The sequence below is a fragment of the Micromonospora sp. DT178 genome, assembly GCF_049841695.1.
Lineage (GTDB): Bacteria > Actinomycetota > Actinomycetes > Mycobacteriales > Micromonosporaceae > Micromonospora.
This window is the reverse complement of record NZ_JBNCKV010000028.1, coordinates 30577-49934: the sequence shown is the minus strand read 5'-3', so window position 1 is coordinate 49934 and position 19358 is coordinate 30577. Positions and strand designations below refer to the sequence as shown.

The following is a 19358-nucleotide window of genomic DNA, read 5'->3' as shown; positions in this document are numbered from 1 at the left end:
GGGGCACGCCCCTCGACCGCCCCGCAGTCCCGCCTCCACAGGGGACGAATTCGCTTGACCTCAACCTCGCTCCAGGTCCTAGGTTCGCGGCATGAGCATGGAAGTCACCGCGTGGATGTCCCTGCACCACGCGATGCATCAGCGTGACCAGCGACCCTTCTCCAAGGCGACCCTCAGGCGGATCGGCGGCTTCGCCCGCCCGCACCGCCGCCTGCTCGCGTGGTTCCTGGCGGGCAGCGTCGTGGCCGCGGTGCTGACCGTGGCCGCACCGGTGCTGGCCGGGCGGGTGGTCGACGCGATCGTCTCCGGCACCGACACGGCGACGGTGGTGCGGCTGGCCGTGGCGATCGCCCTGATCGCGCTCGCCGAGGCCGGGCTGGGGCTGCTCACCCGCTACCAGTCGGCGCGGATCGGCGAGGGCCTGATCCTCGACCTGCGGACCGCCGTCTTCGACCACGTGCAGCGGATGCCGGTCGCCTTCTTCACCCGTACCCGCACCGGCGCCCTGGTCTCGCGCCTCAACAACGACGTGATCGGGGCGCAGCAGGCGTTCAGCGACACGCTCTCGGGCGTGGTCAGCAACGCCGTGACGCTGCTCCTCACGCTCGCGGTGATGCTGACCTTCTCCTGGCAGATCACCCTGCTGGCGCTGGTGCTGCTGCCGATCTTCGTGCTGCCCGCGCGGAGAATGGGCCGGAAGCTGGCCCGGCTCGAACGGGAGGCGGCCGACCTCAACGCGGCGATGAGCACCCGGATGACCGAGAAGTTCTCCGCGCCCGGCGCCACACTGGTCAAGCTCTACGGGCGGCCGGCGGAGGAGTCCGCCGAGTTCGCCGCCCGCGCGCGGCGCGTGCGCGACATCGGCGTCCGTACCGCCATGTTGCAGACCGTCTTCATCACGGCCCTCACCGTGGTCGGTTCCCTCGCGCTGGCGCTGGTGTACGGCCTGGGCGGCGTGTACGCCATCCGCGGGCAGCTCGACGCCGGCGCGGTCGTCGCGCTCGCCCTGCTGCTGTCACGCCTGTACGCGCCGCTGACCTCGCTCGCCAGCGCGCGGGTGGAGATCATGAGCGCGCTGGTCAGCTTCGAGCGGGTCTTCGAGATCCTGGACCTCAAGCCGATGATCGAGGACAGGCCGGACGCCCGGCCGCTGCCCGACGGGCCGGTGGCGGTCGAGTTCGACGACGTCCGCTTCGGTTACCCGTCGGCCGAGAAGGTCTCCCTGGCCTCGCTGGAGGACGTGGCGAAGCTCGACACCCGCGGCGGCGAGGAGGTGCTGCACGGGATCTCGTTCCGCGCCGAGCCGGGGCAGATGGTCGCCCTGGTCGGCTCGTCGGGCGCGGGCAAGTCCACCATCGCGCAACTGCTGCCGCGCCTGTACGACGTGGAGGAGGGCGCCGTCCGGCTCGCCGGGCGCGACGTCCGCGACCTGACCGGCGACTCGGTCCGGGACGCCCTCGGGGTGGTCACCCAGGACGGTCACCTGCTGCACGACACGATCCGCGCCAACCTGCTCTACGCCCGACCCGACGCGAGCGAGGACGACCTGTGGGACGTACTACGTCGCGCCCGGCTGGCCGACCTGATCCGCTCGCTGCCGGACGGCCTGGAGACGGTCGTGGGCGAGCGGGGGTACCGCCTCTCCGGAGGCGAACGTCAGCGGCTCACCATCGCCCGGCTGCTGCTCTCCCGCCCGCGCGTGGTGATCCTCGACGAGGCCACCGCGCACCTCGACTCGACGTCCGAGGCGGCGGTGCAGGCAGCGCTGGGTGAGGCGTTGACCGGGCGGACCAGTGTGGTCATCGCGCACCGCCTCTCCACGATCCGCTCCGCCGACCAGATCCTGGTGCTCGAACAGGGCCGGATCGTGGAACGCGGCCGGCACCCCGACCTGCTGGCCCGGGGCGGCCGGTACGCCGAGCTGTACCGCACCCAGTTCGACCAACCGGTGCCGGCCTGACGTGTGCCACCGTGCTCACGGGCAGCGGGTTCCGCCTGCCTGCCCTCACCGAGCGGGACGGAGGCCGCCGCGCCCGCCGCTCAGCGCCGGTTGCGCGATCGGCGGGCCGCCAGGACCCCGCCGACGACCGCCGCCACGGCCGGCAGGACGCAGCAGATAGTCAGGACGAACATGTGCCACGGCTTGACAGCTCCCATGGCCGCGAGGATAGGCACCGCGGGCCACTGCCGCCGTCCGCAGTCATGCGCCGTGGCACCAGGATGACGAGGGGTGCAGGGTGACAGATCGGGACGAAAGCGTTCGCCTGGCCGTCTACCGCGCCCTCGCACGGACAGGGCAGCTCCCGACGGTAAGTGCCGTCGCGAAGGACACCGGGCTCGATCACCCGGCCGTCGAGGACGCGATCGAGGCGCTGGCTGCCGCCCGGCACCTCGCCCTCGACGCCGACGGGCGCATCGTGCTCGCCCACCCGTTCGCCGCCCGGAACTTCGGCTTCTCCGTGATGTGTGAGCGCACGCTGTGGTGGGGCGGCTGCGCGTGGGACTCGTTCGCCATCCCCCACCTCGTCCCCGACGAACCGTCCGTGCTCGTCGCGACCACCTGTCCGGCGTGCGGCACACCGCACGCCTGGGTGGTCACCCGCTCGGAGGAGCCGGCGGGCGAGCAGGTGGCGCATTTCCTCGTGCCCGTCTCGCGTGCCTGGGACGACGTCGTACACACCTGCGCGCACCAACGGATCTTCTGCTCCCCCTCGTGCGTCGACAACTGGCTACGCCGGTCCGGGCACGAGCGCGGCGCGGTCTTCGGCATCGGGGCCCTGTGGCGTCTCGCCTCCCGCTGGTACGAGGGACGCCTGGACACGCCCTACCGCCGCCGGGAGCCCTCGGAAGCAGCGGCCTACTTCGCCTCGGTGGGACTGACCGGCCCGTTCTGGGGGCAGTGAGCGAGCGCGCGGACGGGCCGCCGGGGTGCGTGTCGCGCCCCGACGGCCCGTCGTCGTCAGTCGTCGTCAGCCGTTGTTGTCGATCAGGCTGGCGATCTGGCTGTAGATCACGTGCGCCTTCGCGCCCTGGTTCGACGGGCAGCCGCCGAGGTGGTGCAGGGCGATCACCCGGTGGCTGGAGTTCAGCACCGGCGAGCCCGAGTTGCCGCCGGAGGTGTCACAGCTGTAGCTGATGTTGGAGGCGTTGTAGTTCGCGTTCTTCACGGTGCACGTCGCACCGTTCTGGGTGTCCTCGTAGATCGACAGTCGCTTCGGGCTACCGTCGCCGTGCCCCGGGATGTACATCCGCGTGCCGGTGGTGGTGGCGGTCGTCGCCAGATACAGCGTGCCGAAGCTCTGGATGCTGGTGAAGTTGTTCACCGAGTACAGGGCGTAGTCCAGCTCGCCGGAGCCGCCGCTGCTCACCTTGTAGAGGGTGGCGCCGCTGACCTTGGTGCCGGCGCCCGGGTTCGAGCCGCCGCAGGTGGCGCACTGGTAGTTGAACTGCATCTCGCTGCCGCTGACGGCGGCCTGCGTCGAGAAGCAGTGCTTGTTGGTCAGCATCCGGTTGGTGTTGCCGACCCGCCAGGTGGTGCACATCCCACCGCCGCTGATCAGCAGCCGCGCCACCGCCCTGCCGCGCGCGTACTCGGTCGGGTGGCTGTTCTGGTAGCAGACCACGTCGCGGCGGGCGTCGGTGCTGCAGACGGACTGCGTGGAGAGGTTGTGCTGCGCGATCTCCGCGCGGTCGTAGCCGCGCCAGAACCGGTCGATGGTCGCGACGTTGCCACGGGAGGCGCGGCTGCTGTGCATCGTCACCACCGCGGTGTCGCCCTCCACCGACATCGCCCAGAAGCCCGGCTGTCCGTCGGTGGTGTAGTCCGAGCCGGTCGCCCGGTTCAGGTAGCGGTCGTACCGGTAGCTCTCCCGGCCGTCGGGGCTCGACACCGTGACGTAGTCGCCGTGGGCCAGTCGCAGCGCGTTGAAGTGCACCTTGACGTACGACGCACCGGGGTGCCGGATGACCTGCGTCCGGCCGTCCCCGGCGGACGACAGCGTGCCGGTGACGGTGCGGAGTTCACCGACCGTGGTGACGCCCTCCGCCGAGAACTGATCCGATTCGGGTGCCCGTTCGGATTGCGGCGCGAGGGGTTGCACCGAGTACGCCTCGGCGGCGGGTACCGACATCAGACTCAGCCCGAGTGTGCAGGCGCCGAGCGCGACCGCCGCCGTTCGTAGGCGGCGCATGGCATGTTTCATCGTCGCTCCCTCCGAGGAACCAGCACCCAGACGTGCTTGCAGCCTTCATACACGAGTCGATGGACACATGTAAACATGTCGATGTCTTGTCGATCGGTCGACGGCCTCGACCGGCCGCACCAGAACAGTCACCGAGGTGCGGTTCCTGACGTCCGGGATGGCGGGAGGTGTTGCCGTCGTCCCGTACCGTCCGGGCGGCAACCCACTCACCGCACGGGGGAATCCTTTGACGAATTCGTTCAGTGCCCGTCGCCTGCTCGCCTGGACCGCGCCGGTCGCGCTCGCGATGACCGCGCTCGCCCCGGCCCTGCCGGCCCAGGCCGCGCCGAGGCCCACACCCGCCGTCACCACCGGCCCGGTCGACAAGGACCTCGACGGCGACGGGGTGCCCGACCTGATCGCTGTCGGCGGTCCGGGCACCGGTCTCGGCTCCGGCGTCTGGTCCGGGCTCGGCGTGAAGTCCCACAAGACCGGCGTCGGCACCGGCCTGGTGCAGGCCCCGGCCAGCAACGTCGGCCTGCGCGGCACCGGTGTCACCGGCAACAACTCCCCGACCGACTTCGACGGCGCCCAGGTCATCACCGGGCGCTTCACCGGCGCCGACCACCAGGACTTCCTGTACTACCACCCGACCGGAACCTCCGCCGGTAACGGTGGCGTCATCCGCGGTGCCGTCAGCCCGCTCGCGGTTGCCAGTGCCAGGTCGACACCCGGCGCGCCGACGGCGATGAGAACGAGCGGCGCTACCGCCCAAACCCTGACCGGGCGGCCCTGCCGGGGTCGTGGCTAGCGGTTGAGGTAGGCCGCCAGGCCGCCGAGGGCCTCGCTGGCGATGAAGACCGAACGCACGTTGAGAATGGCTTCCTCGACGTGGACGGAACAGCCCCACGCCGAGTCGCCCCACGAGTCGGCGATCTTGATCTCGGCTGGTGCGGTGCACCCTTGGACGCCGCCGAGTTGGCAGTGCTCGGGGTGTGGTGCGGCGGCCTGCGCGGCCGCGGCCGCCCGCATCTGGGCGGCGAGTTCCGCGGCGGCGGCGGCGCGCTGCTCAGCCTCGGCGCGCAGTTCCCGCTCCGCGCGTACCGCCTTGGTCAGTTCGTCGTGGGCCGCTTTGGCGCGTGCTTCGGCGGCGAGTTTCCCCTGCTCGATGTGGTGGCGTTCGATGGCCAGGGCCGCTGTGCCGGCGAAGACCCGGGCGAGGGCGAGGTCGGTGTCCTGCGGGACGCGTGGGGTTCGGTGATACATGGCGAAGGTACCCAGCAGGCCGCCGTCGCGGGCCAGGATCGGCGTCGACCAGCAGGCGGCCAACCCGGCCCGGCCGGCCAGGTCCCGGAAGTCGTCCCAGAACGGGTCGGTGGCGATGTCGGTGACGACGACCGGTTCCCGCCGGTGGGCGGCGGTGCCACAGGAGCCGACGCCTTCACCGGTGGCGATCCCGTCGATGGCCTCGTTGTAGAAGTCGGGCAGGCTGGGCGCGGCGCCGTGGCGCAGGTGCCGGCCGTCGGAATCGGCGAGCAGCACGGAGACGAGGATCTCCTGCGGTGCGAGGTTCTCGATACAGCGAGCCATCCCGTCGAGCACCTCGGTCAGGGGTGCCTGACGGGCGATCTGCTCCAACAGGGCACGATGTTCGGCCATCAGTCGTTGGGCATGCTTGACCTGGGTGGTCTCCACCCCGATCACACGGATCCCGGTCACGGCACCGTCGGCGTCCCGACGCGGCTCGTACGTGAAGTCGAAGAACGCCTCCCGCGCGTGTGGCCCGGCGCCCAGCACCACCCGGACGTCACGGCCGGTGTAGGGCTCACCCGTGCGGTAGACCTGGTCCAGCAGCGTGATGAAACCCTGACCGGCCAGTTCGGGCATCAGCTCGGCGATCGCGACCCCGGTACGCGCCCGTTCTTCGCCGATGGCGGAGAAGAACGCCGGGTTTGCCGTCTCCACCAGATGTGCCGGCCCTCTGAGCGACGCGAAGACGGCGATGGACTGCCAGAACAACGCCCGCAGGTCCTCCGCTGCCTGCCCGGCGACCGCCGGATCCGCAGCAGTCGGCCGCTGGCCCGATACCGCCGTCATGTTGGGGTTCGCCTCTCGTCCGCGGATGCGGGGAACGATCGATGATGCGCCGGTCGCTGACGATGGCCACAGTGCGCAGGGAATCGACTGAGGCCACCGCGCAGTTTACCGGCGGCCCACCGGCCCGGGCAGGCGGAGCAAGGCAGGGAAGGCGCGCTACCGCGCCGCTTCCGGCGCCGAGCGGGGCGCTGGCCGGCGGGATGATCACGACGGGCACGGCCAGCATCAGGTACGCGACCCGGACCCCGTAGGTGTCTGCGGCCAGCCCGCCGCGGCGGCGGCGTAGAGCAGGCCCGCCATCGGGTGGGAGACGGGTGCCCTTGCCCGACTGCTTGACCAAGGGCACGCCGCGGCCCTTCGGGCCGCCGGCGAGCTCTCTCCGCGGTCGTTACGCCGCGCCGTGGCCTACATCGACGACAACGCCGGCGAGCCGATCACGATCGAACAGGTCGCCGCCGCGGCCGGCGTGCGCCCCAGGGCTCTGCAACTCGCGTTCCGCCGCCCACCACGACACCACCCCGATGCGGTACGTCCGCCAGATCCGCCTCGAACGCGCGCACCGCGACCTGCAGGCCGCCGACCCGAGCACCGGTGTCACCGTCACCATGATCGCCAGACGCTGGGGCTTCACCCACCTCGGACGCTTCAGCACCGACTACCGCGCCGCCTACGGCAGCAGCCCCAGCCACACTCTGCGCACCTGACGCCAGCATTCTCGTGGAGAAGCGCGGATCCAGCGATGTGCGCCCACCGCCGCATCCGGGACCCGCATGCGGCGCTGCTGATCCCTCGGCGCTGCCCGTTCGCGGTGAGATCACCGCCCCGTGAAGGCTGTCGGCACGTCCGAGCGGGTGCGGCCCGTTCTTTCCCGCCTGGCCGTCGCCGCCACGTGCTGCACCGCTGCGGTGACGGCGTTCGCGGCGAGCGACAACGCCTGGTACCGGTTCGACGCGACGAGCCGGACGTGCCGACGGGCGGTCAGGCTATCCACCGCAGGCCGCCGCTGACTTCGAGGATGTGGCCGTTGATGTAGGAGCTGGCGGGGGTGGCGAGGAAGATCGCGGCGGCGGCGACCTCTTCCGGGGTGCCGAGACGGTCGAGGACGAGCCGGGACTGGTAGCGCTGCCAGCGTTCGGGTGCGGCGGCTAGCCGGCGACCCATCCCACCGTTGATGTAGCCGGGGGCCAGGCAGTTGACGGTGACACCCTTGGGCCCGAGCTCGATGGCCGCGGTGCGGGTGAAGGCCTCCACCGCGGCCTTGGTGGCGCTGTAGGCGGCGGCGCCAGGGACGGGCTTGGTCGCGACGCACGAGGAGACCGTGATGATCCTGCCCTCGCCACGGGCGGTCATGTGGGCGGCTGCCTCCCTGGTGCAGAGGAACACGCCCGTGAGGTTGGTGCGGACGGTGGTGTCCCAGTCGTCGAGGGGGAGCCTGACGATCTTGCCGTCTCGACTCACGCCGGCGTTGGCCACCAGCACGTCGATGCGTCCAAAGGTATCCACCGTGGTCCGCATGAGGTGGCGGACGGACTCTTCCTCCGTCACGTCGACCCGACGGTAGACAAGGCGATCGGTGGCCACCTCCCCGATGTCGTAGGGGTTGCGGGCCGCGCAGATCACGGTCGCGCCCTCGGCGTGGAACTGTTCGGCGATGGCCCGGCCGAGGCCTCGGGTGCCGCCGGTGACGATAATGATCTTGTCGGCCAACCGCATTGGTGCCCCTTCCCCTAGGCCGCGACTTCCCACACCATGGGATCTCCGATCAGGTGGCTATGCGGCGTCGATCTGCTCGATCGTGTCCATCCCCAGCGCCTCGATGACCGGCAACGGGTTCCAAAAGTCCTTGAAGTGGACGAACTTTCCGTTTCTGGTCCGCACGACCGAGATGTAGGTCTGGTGGAAGGCGCGGCCGGTGGGGACCGCCTTGCCGTCCGCCCGGAACTCGGCGATCACCAGCTCGGGGTCGACCGTGTCGTGGAAGACCAGGTCGGCGAAGCGCACCCGGAGCAGCTCCGGGAAGTTCTTCATGTGCTCGTACAACGCGTCGTGGCCGGCGAAGCGGTACGGCACACCCGGCGGGCCGTAGGCGAACTCCAGCACGCCGTCCGGCGTGAAAAGGTCCACCCATTCCCGGATCTTCTCGGCCTCGATGTACTGCAGGTTCCGGGCGAACGCCGCCTGCGCCCGCGTACGGATCTCCTGGTCATTCATGGGTCCTCCTCAGTCGGTCGAGACAAGTGGGGACAGCCGCTTGTCGAGCGCGGAGTCTGGGAGCAGCCGGGTCAGCACCCGGGTCCTGCGCATGTCCGCGCCGACCGGATAGCGGGTCCTGGGCCGCTGCGCGGTGAGGGCCTCGGCCACCACCGCGGCGAAGTCGTCCGGGGTGGTCCGGCAGACCTCGAGCTGATGCGCGTTGATCGCGAGGAATCGGTCGAACGATCCCTGGTACAGGTCACGTCGTTGGGCCGTGGCCATGATGTCTCGGCCGGCGCTGGCCATCTTCTCCCAGATCGGGGTCCGGATCGCACCCGGCTGGACCACCGAGACCGACACCCCGAACGGCGCGAGCTCGCGGCGCAGCGCGTCGCTCATGCCTTCCTTGGCGAACTGGGAGGCGGCGTACGCGCCGAGGTAGGGCAGGGCGATGCGGCCAAGGCCGGACGTCACGTTCACGATCCGGCCCCGGCGGGCGCGAAGCTGCGGCAGGAACGCCTGGGTCACCGCGAGCTGACCGACCAGGTTGGTCTCCAGCTGCAGCCGCAGCTGCTCGGCCGGCAGGCACTCCAGCGGGGCGGGAACGCTGATGCCGGCGTTGTTGACGAGACCCCACAGTCCCGAGCAACCCACCGCGGCGGACACCTCGTCGGCCGCTGAGCTGATCTCGTCCGGCCTGGTGACGTCCAAAATGATCGGGGAGATGCGGTCGTACCGTGACTCGGCGAGGAGCTTCTTGCCGTCCTCGGTGCGCCGTACGGCCGCGAACACCCGGAAGCCGACCTGTTCCAGATGGACGGCCCCGGCCCGGCCGAGCCCGGAGGACGCACCGGTGATGACGACCGACCTTCCGTCCGGTGACAACGGTCTTCGCCTTCTGAACACGCCCTACTCCTCTCTCAGCGCAGCGAGGACCGCGTCGAAGCTCGCCGCGACGAGGCGTACGGCCCGCTCCCGCGTCAGCCCGCCCTCGACGTAGCTGAAGTTCCAGTGGAGCCGGTCATGACTCGTGTTGACCGTGGCGACGAAGTACCCGCACACCGACAGGCCGGCGAGGAACTGGGCGCCGGAGAGCTGCCACGGCCCGATGCTGGCCGGGAAGTCGTACCGTCCGATGTTGGAGATGCAGAGGTTGACCGGGCCCTGCGTCTCGATGAACTCGATCAGCGGCGCGCTTTCCTCGACGGTCATCGGGCACGAGCCGCCGACCAGGTTGACCATGCCGAAGTGCTCGCCGCGGCGCTTACGCCTGACCAGGTCCCGGCTGATGGTCCTGGCCATCGACCAGAGCGACGTCTCGACCGGGACGAGCGATCCGACGGTGGCGACATAGGTGCCGACGGCGGTGTCCGGCACCGGCGGCACGAGCCCGTCGCGGAAGTTGATCGGCGAGCCGATCGCCACGCCGGCGGGGCGTTCCGGGCCGTCGCCGGCCACGGCGGCGACCATGGCGGCGGCGAGCACGCCGTGCACGGTGGTGCGCTCGCGGCGGCAGGCCCGCAGCAGCGCGTCGACCTGGTCCGCCGAGAGCGACCGGTGCACCACGCGGGTCCGGCGGGCGGTGAACGGGACGAACTCGCCCGGCTCCACCCGGGCGGGCCGCAGGCGCCGCAGCCGGCGGTCGTCGCGACTTCGTTGCCACCGCAGGCGACGCGCACCGGCCCGGCCACGGTGCCGTCGTGGAAACATCTCCTCGCAGGCCGGCAGACCGGGCTCGCGCACGTCCGACCCACGGCCGGCCGCGAGCGTGAGCCAGTCCTTGACGAGGGACAGCACCGTTGTGCCGTCGGCGATACAGTGCGGGAGCGTCAATATCAGGTCGTGCACGTCGTCGTTGGTCACGACGACCGTGCGGCACAGCGGGCCGGTGCGCCAGTCGACGGCCTGGACCATCTCGTGCTCGTTGATCTGGCGAAGCCAGTCGTCGTCGGCCGTGCCCGCGACCCGGCGAAGCGGGATGGGCGCATCGGTCGGCACGAAGCAGGGACCGTCCGCGCCGGACTCGATCGCGACACGCAGCAACGGATGGCGCACCCGCAGCGCGTCGAGCGCCTGGCGGAGCAATGACGGGGTCAGCCGGCCGGTGACCCTGACGCGGGCGATGACGTTGAGCGGGGACACCTGGTCGGCGATCCAGTACCAGCGCTCGAGTGGGCTCAACGGCCGGCGGACCACCGGAAGCACGGCCCGGGCCGAGGCATCAATGACCATGATCATGCACCGCCAGCGATCGTGCGTCGAAGGTCATCGCCGCCTCGTTGCGGCGGTCGATCACCGATCGCGGTACGAACCGCATGTAGAGGTCGCGCAGCAGGCTGGCGACCGGACGGTCGAGCTGCTCGACGCGGCTCAACGCGGACGAGACGTCCACCATGAGCCTGGCCCGTTCACGGCGTTCCGCCTCGTACCCCCGCAGGGCCTCGTCCACGCCGGCGGCGCCGCCGAGGTGGCGCGCGAGGACGACGGCGTCCTCCACGGCCTGGGCGGCCCCCTGCGCCATGCTCGGCAGCATCGGGTGTGCCGCGTCACCGAGCAACGTCACCGGCCCGGTCCCCCACTGCTCGAGGAACGGACGGTCCTGGGCCGGCACACTGATGATGGCCGCCGCCGGTGTCGCGGCGATCGCGGCCCGCACCTCCGGCGCCCACCCGGCGTAGGCGCGGAGGATCGCGTCCTTGCCCCCGGCCCACCCGCGGGCATCCGGGACGTTCTTGGTGCCCCACCAGTAGATCCGCCCGCCGCCGATGTCGACGAGCCCGAACCGCTGTCCCCGGCCCCAGTAGTGGGCGCAGTACCCGTCGGTCACGGTGGGGTGTCGGAACGGCAAGGTGGCGAGCCAGCACACGTAGCCCGGCTCCCGAGCCTCCTCCGGTCCCACCAGCTGCCGCCGGATCGCCGAGTTGAAGCCGTCCGCCCCGATGAGCACGTCGCCGCGCGCCACACCGCCGGCCGCGAAGTCGACCCGGACGCCGTCGGCGTCCACCTGAAACCCGGTCGCGGTGGCGCCGAGCCGGACCGCCGTGGCGTCGAGGTGTTCGAGCAGCGCCTGCTGCAGATCCGCGCGGTGGATGGCGACGTTCTGCGCGCCGAGCCGGTCGCCGATGTGCCCGAACGGGATCCGCCGGATCCGGCGGCCCCGGGCGGTGCGGAAGTCCAGGCTGTAGTAGACGCTGCCCCGGCGCTCGACGTCGAGCTCGATTCCCAGGGTACGCAGGGCGATCCGCGCGTTGATCGAGAGCGAGAGTGCCGACCCCGCCGGGCGCAGCTCGCCGGCCCGTTCGTAGACCTCGGCGTCGACACCGACCCGGCGCAGGCTCGCCGCCGCCGCGAGGCCGCCGATGCCGGCGCCGATGATGATCGCCTTCACGCCGCCTCCTCGCGGCTGTCCAGCGCCTCGGCGATCCGCCGCGCGACCTCGGCCACGTAGGGTTCCTCCATCAGGACGATGTGGTCGCCCGGCACATCGATCACGTCGATGCGCCCGCTGGTGTGTCTCGCCCAGCCGTTCGCGGGGTCGGTGTGGAGGGTCCCGGCGGCGGTGTGCATGGGCAGCAGCACCATCGGCAGCCGATCGCTGGCCCGGACCAGGGTGAGGTCCTGGTCGAGGACCCCGGGCTCATAGGCCATGAGTGCCTCCCAGTGCGCGGAGAACATCCGGAACAGCCGGCGTACCGACGCCCGCGAGCTGCCGGGCCGCAACACCCCGGAAGCGGTCGCGCGCGCCATGATGAAGTCGAACTTCTCCTCCTCGGCGAGCCCGTCCGGGATGGCCTCGACGGGTGCCTTGCCGCTGCGCTCGAGCCAGATCAGCTCCCAGAAGAACCATTCCAGCAGGGCGTGGTCGGCGACCGGGTCGCGCGTGCCCGGCTGGCGGGCGATGGGATCGAGCAGGATCAGCTGCTCGACACTCGCTGGATCCTCGCGCCGAAGCTGGCGCGCCAGCTCGAAGGCGACGACACCGCCGAAGGACCAGCCGCCGATGCGGTACGGGCCGCTCGGCTGGACCCGCCGGATCGCCTCGAGATAGGAGCGCGCGAGTTCGGGAATCGACCCGAGCGGCTTGGACCCGGGGTCGCTCCCGGCCGCCTGCAATCCGTACACCGGCTGCTCGGCCGGCAGGTGCCTGGCCAGGCGCACGTAGCAGAGCACGTTGCCGCCCAGCGGATGCACGAGGAAGAGCGGCGTTCGGTCTCCGCCCGCGCGGATCGGCACCAGCGGGTCGTAGGTCAGGCTGGCGCCGCCGGAACGCAGCAGCGCCGCCAGCCCGGCGACGGTCGGCGTGGTGACGAACGCGGAGAGCGGCACGCTCACCTTGAACCGCTTCTCCAGCACCACGACCAGCCGCATCGCCGTCAGTGACGTACCACCGATCTCGAAGAAGTTGTCGTGCACGCAGAGCGAGGGCAGGTGGAGCAGCTCGGTGAGGATCTCCACCAGCGAACGCTCGTAGGCGTCGCGCGGTGCGACCTGCTCGGCGGCACTGACGGCAGCCAGCGGAATCCGGCGCAGCTCCGCGTCGTTGCGCTTGCCGCTCGGCGTCAGCGGCATCCGGTCCAGCCAGGTGATGTGCGACGGCACCAGATGGTCTGGCAACGACTCACGCAGCAGGGCACGCACCTCGTTCAGGTCGACCGCACCCGCGTCACCGACCAGGAACGCGGCGAGGAACGAGTCGGCGCCATCCCGCCGCCGCGCGACGACCGCGGCCTCGCGGATGCCCGGGAAGCGCTGCGCCAGAGCCATGATCGCGATCTCGACCTCGAGCGGCTCCACCCGGTAGCCACGGATCTTGGTCTGGGTGTCGGTCCGCCTGGCCCAGACCAGGTCTCCGCTGGGCAGCACCCTGGCCAGGTCACCGGTGCGGTAGAGCCGGCTGCCCGGCTCGCCGAACGGGTTCGCGACGAAACGCTGCGCGGTCAGCTCCGGCCGGCCGTAATACCCGTCAGCCAACGCGATTCCACCGAAGTACAGCTCGCCCAGCACTCCGCGCGGCACCGGGCGTAGCCGCTCGTCGAGCAGGTAGAGCTCGACGTCGTTGATGACCGGACCGATCGGCGGCAGGTTCGGGAACTCCTCGGGGTCGCCGGCCAGCGGGTACGCCGTGACGAGATGCGTTTCAGTCGGGCCGTACTGGTTCTCCAGGATGGCGCCGGGCAGGGCGGCCATGAACTGCCGGATCTCGGCCGTGACCCGCAGCTGCTCGCCCGAGGAGATCACCACGCGAAGCTTGCCCGGAACGATGCCGAGCATGATCGCGGCCTCGGCGAGTTGTTGGAGGGCGACGTAGGGCAGGAAGATCCGCTCGACCCCCTCGCGGTCGAGCAGGCGCAGCAGGCTCCGCATGTCTCGCCGCTGCTCCTCGTCGATGATCCGCAGGGTGCCGCCGCCGCTGATCGTCGTGTAGATCTCCTGGAACGACACGTCGAAGCTGAGCGGCGCGAACTGCAGGGTCGTGCCACCGACCGCGCCGCTGGGCACGTTCGTCTGCCAGGCCTGATAGTTGTCCAGCGCGCGGTGCGGCTGTGCCACCCCCTTCGGGGTGCCGGTCGACCCGGACGTGAACAGGATGTAGACGAGGCTTTCCGGATGGATCGCGGGAAGCGCGACCGGATCGGCGTCCTCCGTGATCGACTCCCAGGTCACGAGCAGGGCCGGATCCGCGATCAGGCCGGCGCGCGGGGCATGCGCGACGATCCGCACGGGTGCGGCCTGCTCGATCATCGCCGTGATCCGCTCCTGCGGGTAGGTGACGTCGATCGGCACGCACGCCGCACCGGACTTGGCAATGCCGTAGATCGTCGCGATCATCTCCGGCGACCTGTCCATGGCGATGCCGACACACGTGCCCGGACCCGCGCCGAGCGACACCAGCCGCCAGGCCACCCGATTGACGATCCGGTCGAACTCGGCGTAGGTCCAGCGCTCGGTCCCGTGCGCCACGGCGATGGCGTCCGGAGTGCGCGCCACATGGCTTTCCAGGCGCCGCACGATGTCGCTCGACGACTCGATGGCGGGCAGCGGCTTGGCCGGCGGGTCGGCCAGGAACGTGAAGTCCACCGCGCCGTGCGGGTCGTCGACGATCCGGCGCAGGATCGCGAGGTAGTAGTCGATCAGAAGGTCGGTCTGGGCCGGTGTGATCGTGCGGCCGTCGGCGTCCACCCGCAGCGAGATGTGCCCGTCCGTCGGGCTGACGACGGCGTTGAGCAGCAGCGTGAAGTTCGTTTCTTCGCGGGTCTGGAAATCCAGCAGCTCGACACCGGGCAGTTCGAAGATCGGCGTGAGCACGTGCATGTGGACGTAGTTGAAGACGGTCTCCAGCACCGGCGCGCCGCCCCGGTCGTTCTGGATGGCGTGCAGCGGGTAGCGCCGGTGTGGGTGGATCTCCCGCTCCTGGCGGTAGACCTGGCCCACCACCCCCAGCCAGGTCTCCGACGCCGGGCCGACCCGCAACGGCACGGTGTTGAGGAACAGGCCGGCGATGCTCTCCGCTCCGGGTCGCTCCGGGCGGCCGTGCGTGATCAGGCCCGTGGTGACGTCGTCCGTCCCGGACAGTAGCCGCAGCGTCAGGCAGTGCGCGGCGAGCAGTACGGACTTCACCGGAACTTCGTGCGATCTGGAAAACTGCCGGACCCGTGTGTCGAGCCCGTCCGGCAAGCTGACCCAGCGGGTGTTCAGCTGGTCGTCACCGGGCGGCTCATACTGGCGGAAGCCGTCGAGCTGGGTCAGCTCGGCACCCTCGAGTGTCTCGCGCCAGAAGCGCTTGCTGACGGCCGACTCGATGGTGCGGCGCTCGTCGACCACGTACGCCGCCGCCGAGGGCAGCGCGGCGGCCGAAACCGGTGCGATGTCCGCGCCGGACAGGTGCAGGTAGTCGCGCAGCAGCTCGCTGATCAGGCTCGCGACGCTCCAGCCGTCGAGGATCACGTGGTGGAAGCTGAACACGAGGTCCACCGCCGACTGCCTGACGTGCGCGCGGATCAGGTACAGCGGCGCCCGGTCGAACTCGTACCGGTGGCGGCAGCGCTGCTCGATGTGCGCGGTGACCTCGGCCTCGGCGGCGTCCTCCCCGGCCGCGCGGAGATCGGCTATCTCCAGCCCGCCGCGCGCCCGCGGGTGGATCAGCTGGAGGGGCTCGGAAAAGCTGCCCAGGTCGAACGAGGACCGCAACACCGGGTGCCGCTCGACAAGCCGGTCGAACGCCTCCCGCAACGGCTCCTCGTGCCACGGCATCCGGACCTTGTAGCGGAAGACGTCGTGGTAGACGGCGGATCCGTCGTGTTCCGCGCCGTGGTAGAGCAGGCCCAGCTGGAGCTGCGTCGCCGGGTAGGCGTCCTCCGCACCGGACAGTCGTGACCTGTCCATGGTCGGCACGAGCTGGAACGGGACCAGGTCCGCGATCGAGTCCGTCAGCTCCTCGGTCGAGACGCGGTGCGCCAGGGCGGCGATGGTGGGATACCGCACCAGGTCGGCCAGCTCGAAGTAGAGCCCACGCTTCTCGGCCTCGGCTCTGACTTGCAGGGCGAGGATCGAGTCACCACCGATGGTGTAGTAGTTCCGGTGGATGCCGACCCGCTCCACACCCAGCACATCCGACCAGATCGCCGCGAGCGCCGCCTCGATCTCGGTGCGCGGCGACTCGTCCGGAACGTCCACGGCGGCCGGGGACGGGAGCGCGGACCGGTCCAGCTTTCCGTTCGGCGTCAGCGGGATCCGGTCGAGCCGTACGAAGAACGCGGGAATCATGAACTCCGGCAACGTGTTCGCCACGTGCGTCCGGAGCCGCGCCGGGTCTACCTCCTCGCTGGCGACGTAGTACCCGACGAGACAGGTGCTCCGCGCCTCGGACCGGTGGTCGATCACGATCGCGTCGCGCAGACCGGGGAACGTGGCAAGGCTGTCGCGGACCTCCCCCAGCTCGACGCGATTGCCCCGAATCTTCACCTGACCGTCGATACGGCCCAGGAACTCGAGGTTGCCGTCGGCCAACCAGCGCGCGAGATCACCGGTGCGGTACATCCGCTCGCCCGGGTGGAACGGGTCATCGACGAACCTCTCCCCGGTCAGCTCCGGGCGGTCCAGGTAGCCCCGGGCGACACCGGCACCCGCCACGCACAGCTCGCCGGCGACCCCAGCCGGCTGAGCCTCGCCGTGACGACCCAGGACGTAGAGCCGGATGTTGTCGATCGGCCGGCCGATCGGCACCCGCGACACCGGCCCCGGCGGGCAGTCGAAGGCAGACACGTCGACCGTGGCCTCGGTCGGCCCGTACAGGTTCACCAACTTCGGGCCGCCATCACCGAATATCCGGGTGAACTGCTCGACCCTGCCCGGCGTCAGCTCCTCGCCGCTGCAGAAGACCAGCCGCAGCGTGCCGGCGGAGTCGCGCAGTCGCGGCGAACGCTCGATCAGGTCGAGGAACGGCCCGAGCATGGACGGCACGAAATGGATCACGGTGACGCCGTGTGCGGCGATCGCGCCGAGGATCGCCTCCGGGTCCTTCTCCGCGCCGGCGGGTGGCAGCGCCAGCCCCGCTCCGGCGAGCGTCCACCAGAACAGCTCCCACACCGAGACGTCGAAGGAAATGGGTGTCTTCTGCAGCAACACGTCGGCGCCGCCGATGGGATAGCGCCGCTGCATCCACACCAACCGGTTCACCACCGAGTGGTGCTCCACCATCACGCCCTTGGGCTTTCCGGTCGAGCCCGATGTGTAGATGACGTACGCCAGGTCGTCAGCGGTCGCCGCCGGCTCGACCGGCGCTCGCGAGCCGGTCAGCGCGTCGACGTCGCGCACCACCGCGTCCACGGCGGGCGGCCGTGTCGCGCCGGATACGAGCACGACCCTGGCGCCGCTGTCTTCGATGAGGAACCGGATGCGGTCGGCCGGATAGCGGGGATCGATGGGCACGTAGGCACCGCCGGCCTTGAGCACGCCGAGGATGGCGGTGAGCATCGTCGCGTCACGCTCGATCAGCACGGCCACCCGGTCGTCCGGCCGGATCCCGTCCTTCCGCAAGGCCCGGGCCACCTGGTTGGCGCGAGCGTCCAACTCCGCGTAGGTGAGGGCGCCGGTCACGACCGCTGTCCGGTCGGGCGTACGCGCGACCTGCTCCTCGAACAGGCCGGGCAACGTCTGGTGCCTCGGGTACCCGATCCGCGCCGGGTTCGCCGCCTGTACGAGGCGTGCGTGCTCGGCCGGCGCCAGCATCGCGAGACTCGACACCGGTGCGTCGGGCGCGTCCAACGCGTTGCCGATCAACGTCGTGAGATGGCCGGCGAGCGACTCGATGGGAAAGTCGTCGTCGAACACGTCCGCGGCGTAGTCGATGTCGATGACGACCGGGCCGTCCTCCGTGAACTCGTTGACGACGATCGCCAGCGCGTCGGTCTCGTGGGCGTGGCCGTACACCATCGTTTCCCGTGTCACTCCGGGAATCTCCGTGGAGCTGGGCCACCGCAGGGACGACAGTGTCACGTCGAACAGGTGACGCGGCCCGGAGTCGGAAGGCCTGAGCTCCCGGAGCAGCTCGCCGGCCGGCAGGCGTTCGTGGGCGCGCATGGCTCGGGTGGAGCCGCGAAGGCGCGTCACCAACTCCCGAAACGTCTCCCGCCCGGTGGTGTTCATCCGCAGGGGCATCGCGTTGGCAAAGTGCCCGACGGTGTTCCGCTCGGCATCGGTGCGCCGGTTCAGCAGCGGGACGCCGATGACGACGTCGTCAGTGCGGTGAATGCGGGACAGGTAGATCGTCAGCGCGGCGGCGACGACGGCGAACATCGAGCCGTACTCGCCGGTCCGGGCCCGTTCGACGGTGAACGTGTGGCGGCCGGTGCGGTACGAGCCACCCGGCGCCTTCCTCGTGAACAACGCCGGCTCGACTCCAGCGAGCTCTTTGCGGTAGAACGCAATGTCCGCGGCACGTTCGTCGGAGTTCAGGTAACGGCCCGCTTCCGTCACGAAATCCAGGTACGACGGCGCCCGATCGGCCGACTCCTGCTGGTATTCCGCCCTGATCTGGCTGATCAGCAGATGGATTCCCCACCCGTCGCACACCAGGTGGTGCACGTTGAGGTAGACGTACACACTTGACTCGCTCTCCTTGAGCAGAGCCACGTCGAACATCCTGGAGCGTTTCAGGGAGTACGCGCGGGAGAACGGCCGCCGCATCCACGACAGGCACGCCTGGCGGGGGTCCCGGTCACCGGACAGGTCGACGACTTCGATTTCCGGGACGTCCTCATCCACCCACTGGTACGGCGTCCCGTTCGCCTCGTCGAACCGAAGCCGCAGCCCGTCGTTGCGCCGCACGACCCGCTCGACACACGCTTTCAGGAGAGACAGATCCAGTTTTCCGGTCAGTCGCTCGTAGACAAGCGTGTTGAACTGCGGAAGATCGGGACGCAACGAACTGGCAAACCAGAGTTCAGACTGGTAAGCCGTCAGGGGAATGCGATGGGAGAGACCCACGCCACGAGACTGCCGAAGGTGATCGACTGCCGGCACCTTCCAAAGTGCGTGGACTACGGGAGGCCGATGCGGCGGCTCGCGGTCGCGGGCGACAGACCGGCTTGAGGTGGGCGAGCGCGCCGTCCACGGCGGGTGGCGCCCATGGCTGGGCCAGGTGAGACGCGAGCACCGGGACCTGTGCGGGTGATCCCCCGGCCGCAGGCAGAGCCCCTGTTTTCGGATACTGCTCGCAGCACTCTGTGAGAATTACCGGCCCGTTCTCCGGTCTACAGTGGGTCCTGCTCGGTGGTGAGATGCGTCCTGCGCAATCCGTGCGCTTCTGGCATGCCCGAAACGGGGGCAGCGTTCCATTGTTCGGCTCGAGCCGATGCCTGAACGCGCCCAGTTCTGCAATGAGGGGGA

Annotated in this window: 12 protein-coding genes; 4 read left to right on the top strand and 8 right to left on the bottom strand. The window is 70.3% G+C overall.

What is annotated here, in order from left to right; all coding sequences use genetic code 11:
* Positions 1–91: 91 nt before the first annotated feature.
* Positions 92–1960, top strand: a complete 1869-nt coding sequence (locus ACLQ22_RS30730; protein ID WP_425695388.1) for an ABC transporter ATP-binding protein — start codon at positions 92–94, stop codon at positions 1958–1960.
* Positions 1961–2237: 277 nt separating this feature from the next.
* Positions 2238–2903 carry an organomercurial lyase gene (gene merB / locus ACLQ22_RS30725; RefSeq protein WP_425695387.1) on the top strand — a complete coding sequence of 222 codons (666 nt, stop codon included), beginning with the start codon at positions 2238–2240 and terminating at the stop codon, positions 2901–2903.
* Positions 2904–2969: 66 nt separating this feature from the next.
* Here merB and ACLQ22_RS30720 read toward each other — a convergent pair whose 3' ends face one another.
* A complete protein-coding gene (locus ACLQ22_RS30720; protein WP_425695386.1) occupies positions 2970–4202 on the bottom strand; it encodes a trypsin-like serine peptidase in 1233 nt (410 codons plus the stop codon).
* A gap of 226 nt (positions 4203–4428) precedes the next feature.
* On the opposite strand from ACLQ22_RS30720, the gene ACLQ22_RS30715 reads away from it, so the two are divergent.
* On the top strand, positions 4429–4992 hold the full coding sequence (locus ACLQ22_RS30715; RefSeq protein ID WP_425695385.1) for a hypothetical protein: 564 nt from the start codon (positions 4429–4431) through the stop codon (positions 4990–4992).
* Here ACLQ22_RS30715 and ACLQ22_RS30710 read toward each other — a convergent pair.
* Positions 4989–6278 (bottom strand): GAF domain-containing protein, encoded by a 1290-nt coding sequence (locus ACLQ22_RS30710; RefSeq protein ID WP_425695384.1) that lies wholly within the window; start codon positions 6276–6278, stop codon positions 4989–4991. The two genes, ACLQ22_RS30715 and ACLQ22_RS30710, sit on opposite strands and share 4 nt — an antisense overlap.
* Positions 6279–6529: 251 nt before the next feature.
* Here ACLQ22_RS30710 and ACLQ22_RS30705 point away from each other — a divergent pair, with 251 nt between their 5' ends.
* On the top strand, positions 6530–6982 hold the full coding sequence (locus tag ACLQ22_RS30705) for a helix-turn-helix transcriptional regulator (RefSeq protein WP_425695383.1): 453 nt from the start codon (positions 6530–6532) through the stop codon (positions 6980–6982).
* Between the two features lie 274 nt (positions 6983–7256).
* Here ACLQ22_RS30705 and ACLQ22_RS30700 read toward each other — a convergent pair whose 3' ends face one another.
* Genes ACLQ22_RS30700 through ACLQ22_RS30675 form a run of 6 tightly spaced genes read right to left on the bottom strand, consistent with a single transcriptional unit; the run spans position 7257 to position 18956 of the window.
* Positions 7257–7991 (bottom strand): SDR family NAD(P)-dependent oxidoreductase, encoded by a 735-nt coding sequence (locus tag ACLQ22_RS30700; protein WP_425695382.1) that lies wholly within the window; start codon positions 7989–7991, stop codon positions 7257–7259.
* Between the two features lie 57 nt (positions 7992–8048).
* A complete protein-coding gene (locus ACLQ22_RS30695) occupies positions 8049–8489 on the bottom strand; it encodes a nuclear transport factor 2 family protein (protein ID WP_425695381.1) in 441 nt (146 codons plus the stop codon).
* Positions 8490–8498: 9 nt separating this feature from the next.
* The gene (locus ACLQ22_RS30690; RefSeq protein ID WP_425695380.1) at positions 8499–9377 is read right to left on the bottom strand and encodes an SDR family oxidoreductase; all 879 of its coding nucleotides are present in this window, start codon (positions 9375–9377) and stop codon (positions 8499–8501) included.
* Between the two features lie 3 nt (positions 9378–9380).
* Complete coding sequence (locus ACLQ22_RS30685; protein ID WP_425695379.1) at positions 9381–10703, bottom strand: phthiocerol/phthiodiolone dimycocerosyl transferase family protein; 1323 nt, start codon at positions 10701–10703, stop codon at positions 9381–9383.
* A complete protein-coding gene (locus ACLQ22_RS30680) occupies positions 10693–11859 on the bottom strand; it encodes an FAD-dependent monooxygenase (protein WP_425695378.1) in 1167 nt (388 codons plus the stop codon). Before ACLQ22_RS30680 ends, ACLQ22_RS30685 begins: the two co-directional genes overlap by 11 nt.
* Complete coding sequence (locus ACLQ22_RS30675) at positions 11856–18956, bottom strand: amino acid adenylation domain-containing protein (RefSeq protein WP_425695377.1); 7101 nt, start codon at positions 18954–18956, stop codon at positions 11856–11858. Before ACLQ22_RS30675 ends, ACLQ22_RS30680 begins: the two co-directional genes overlap by 4 nt.
* Positions 18957–19358 lie beyond the last annotated feature (402 nt).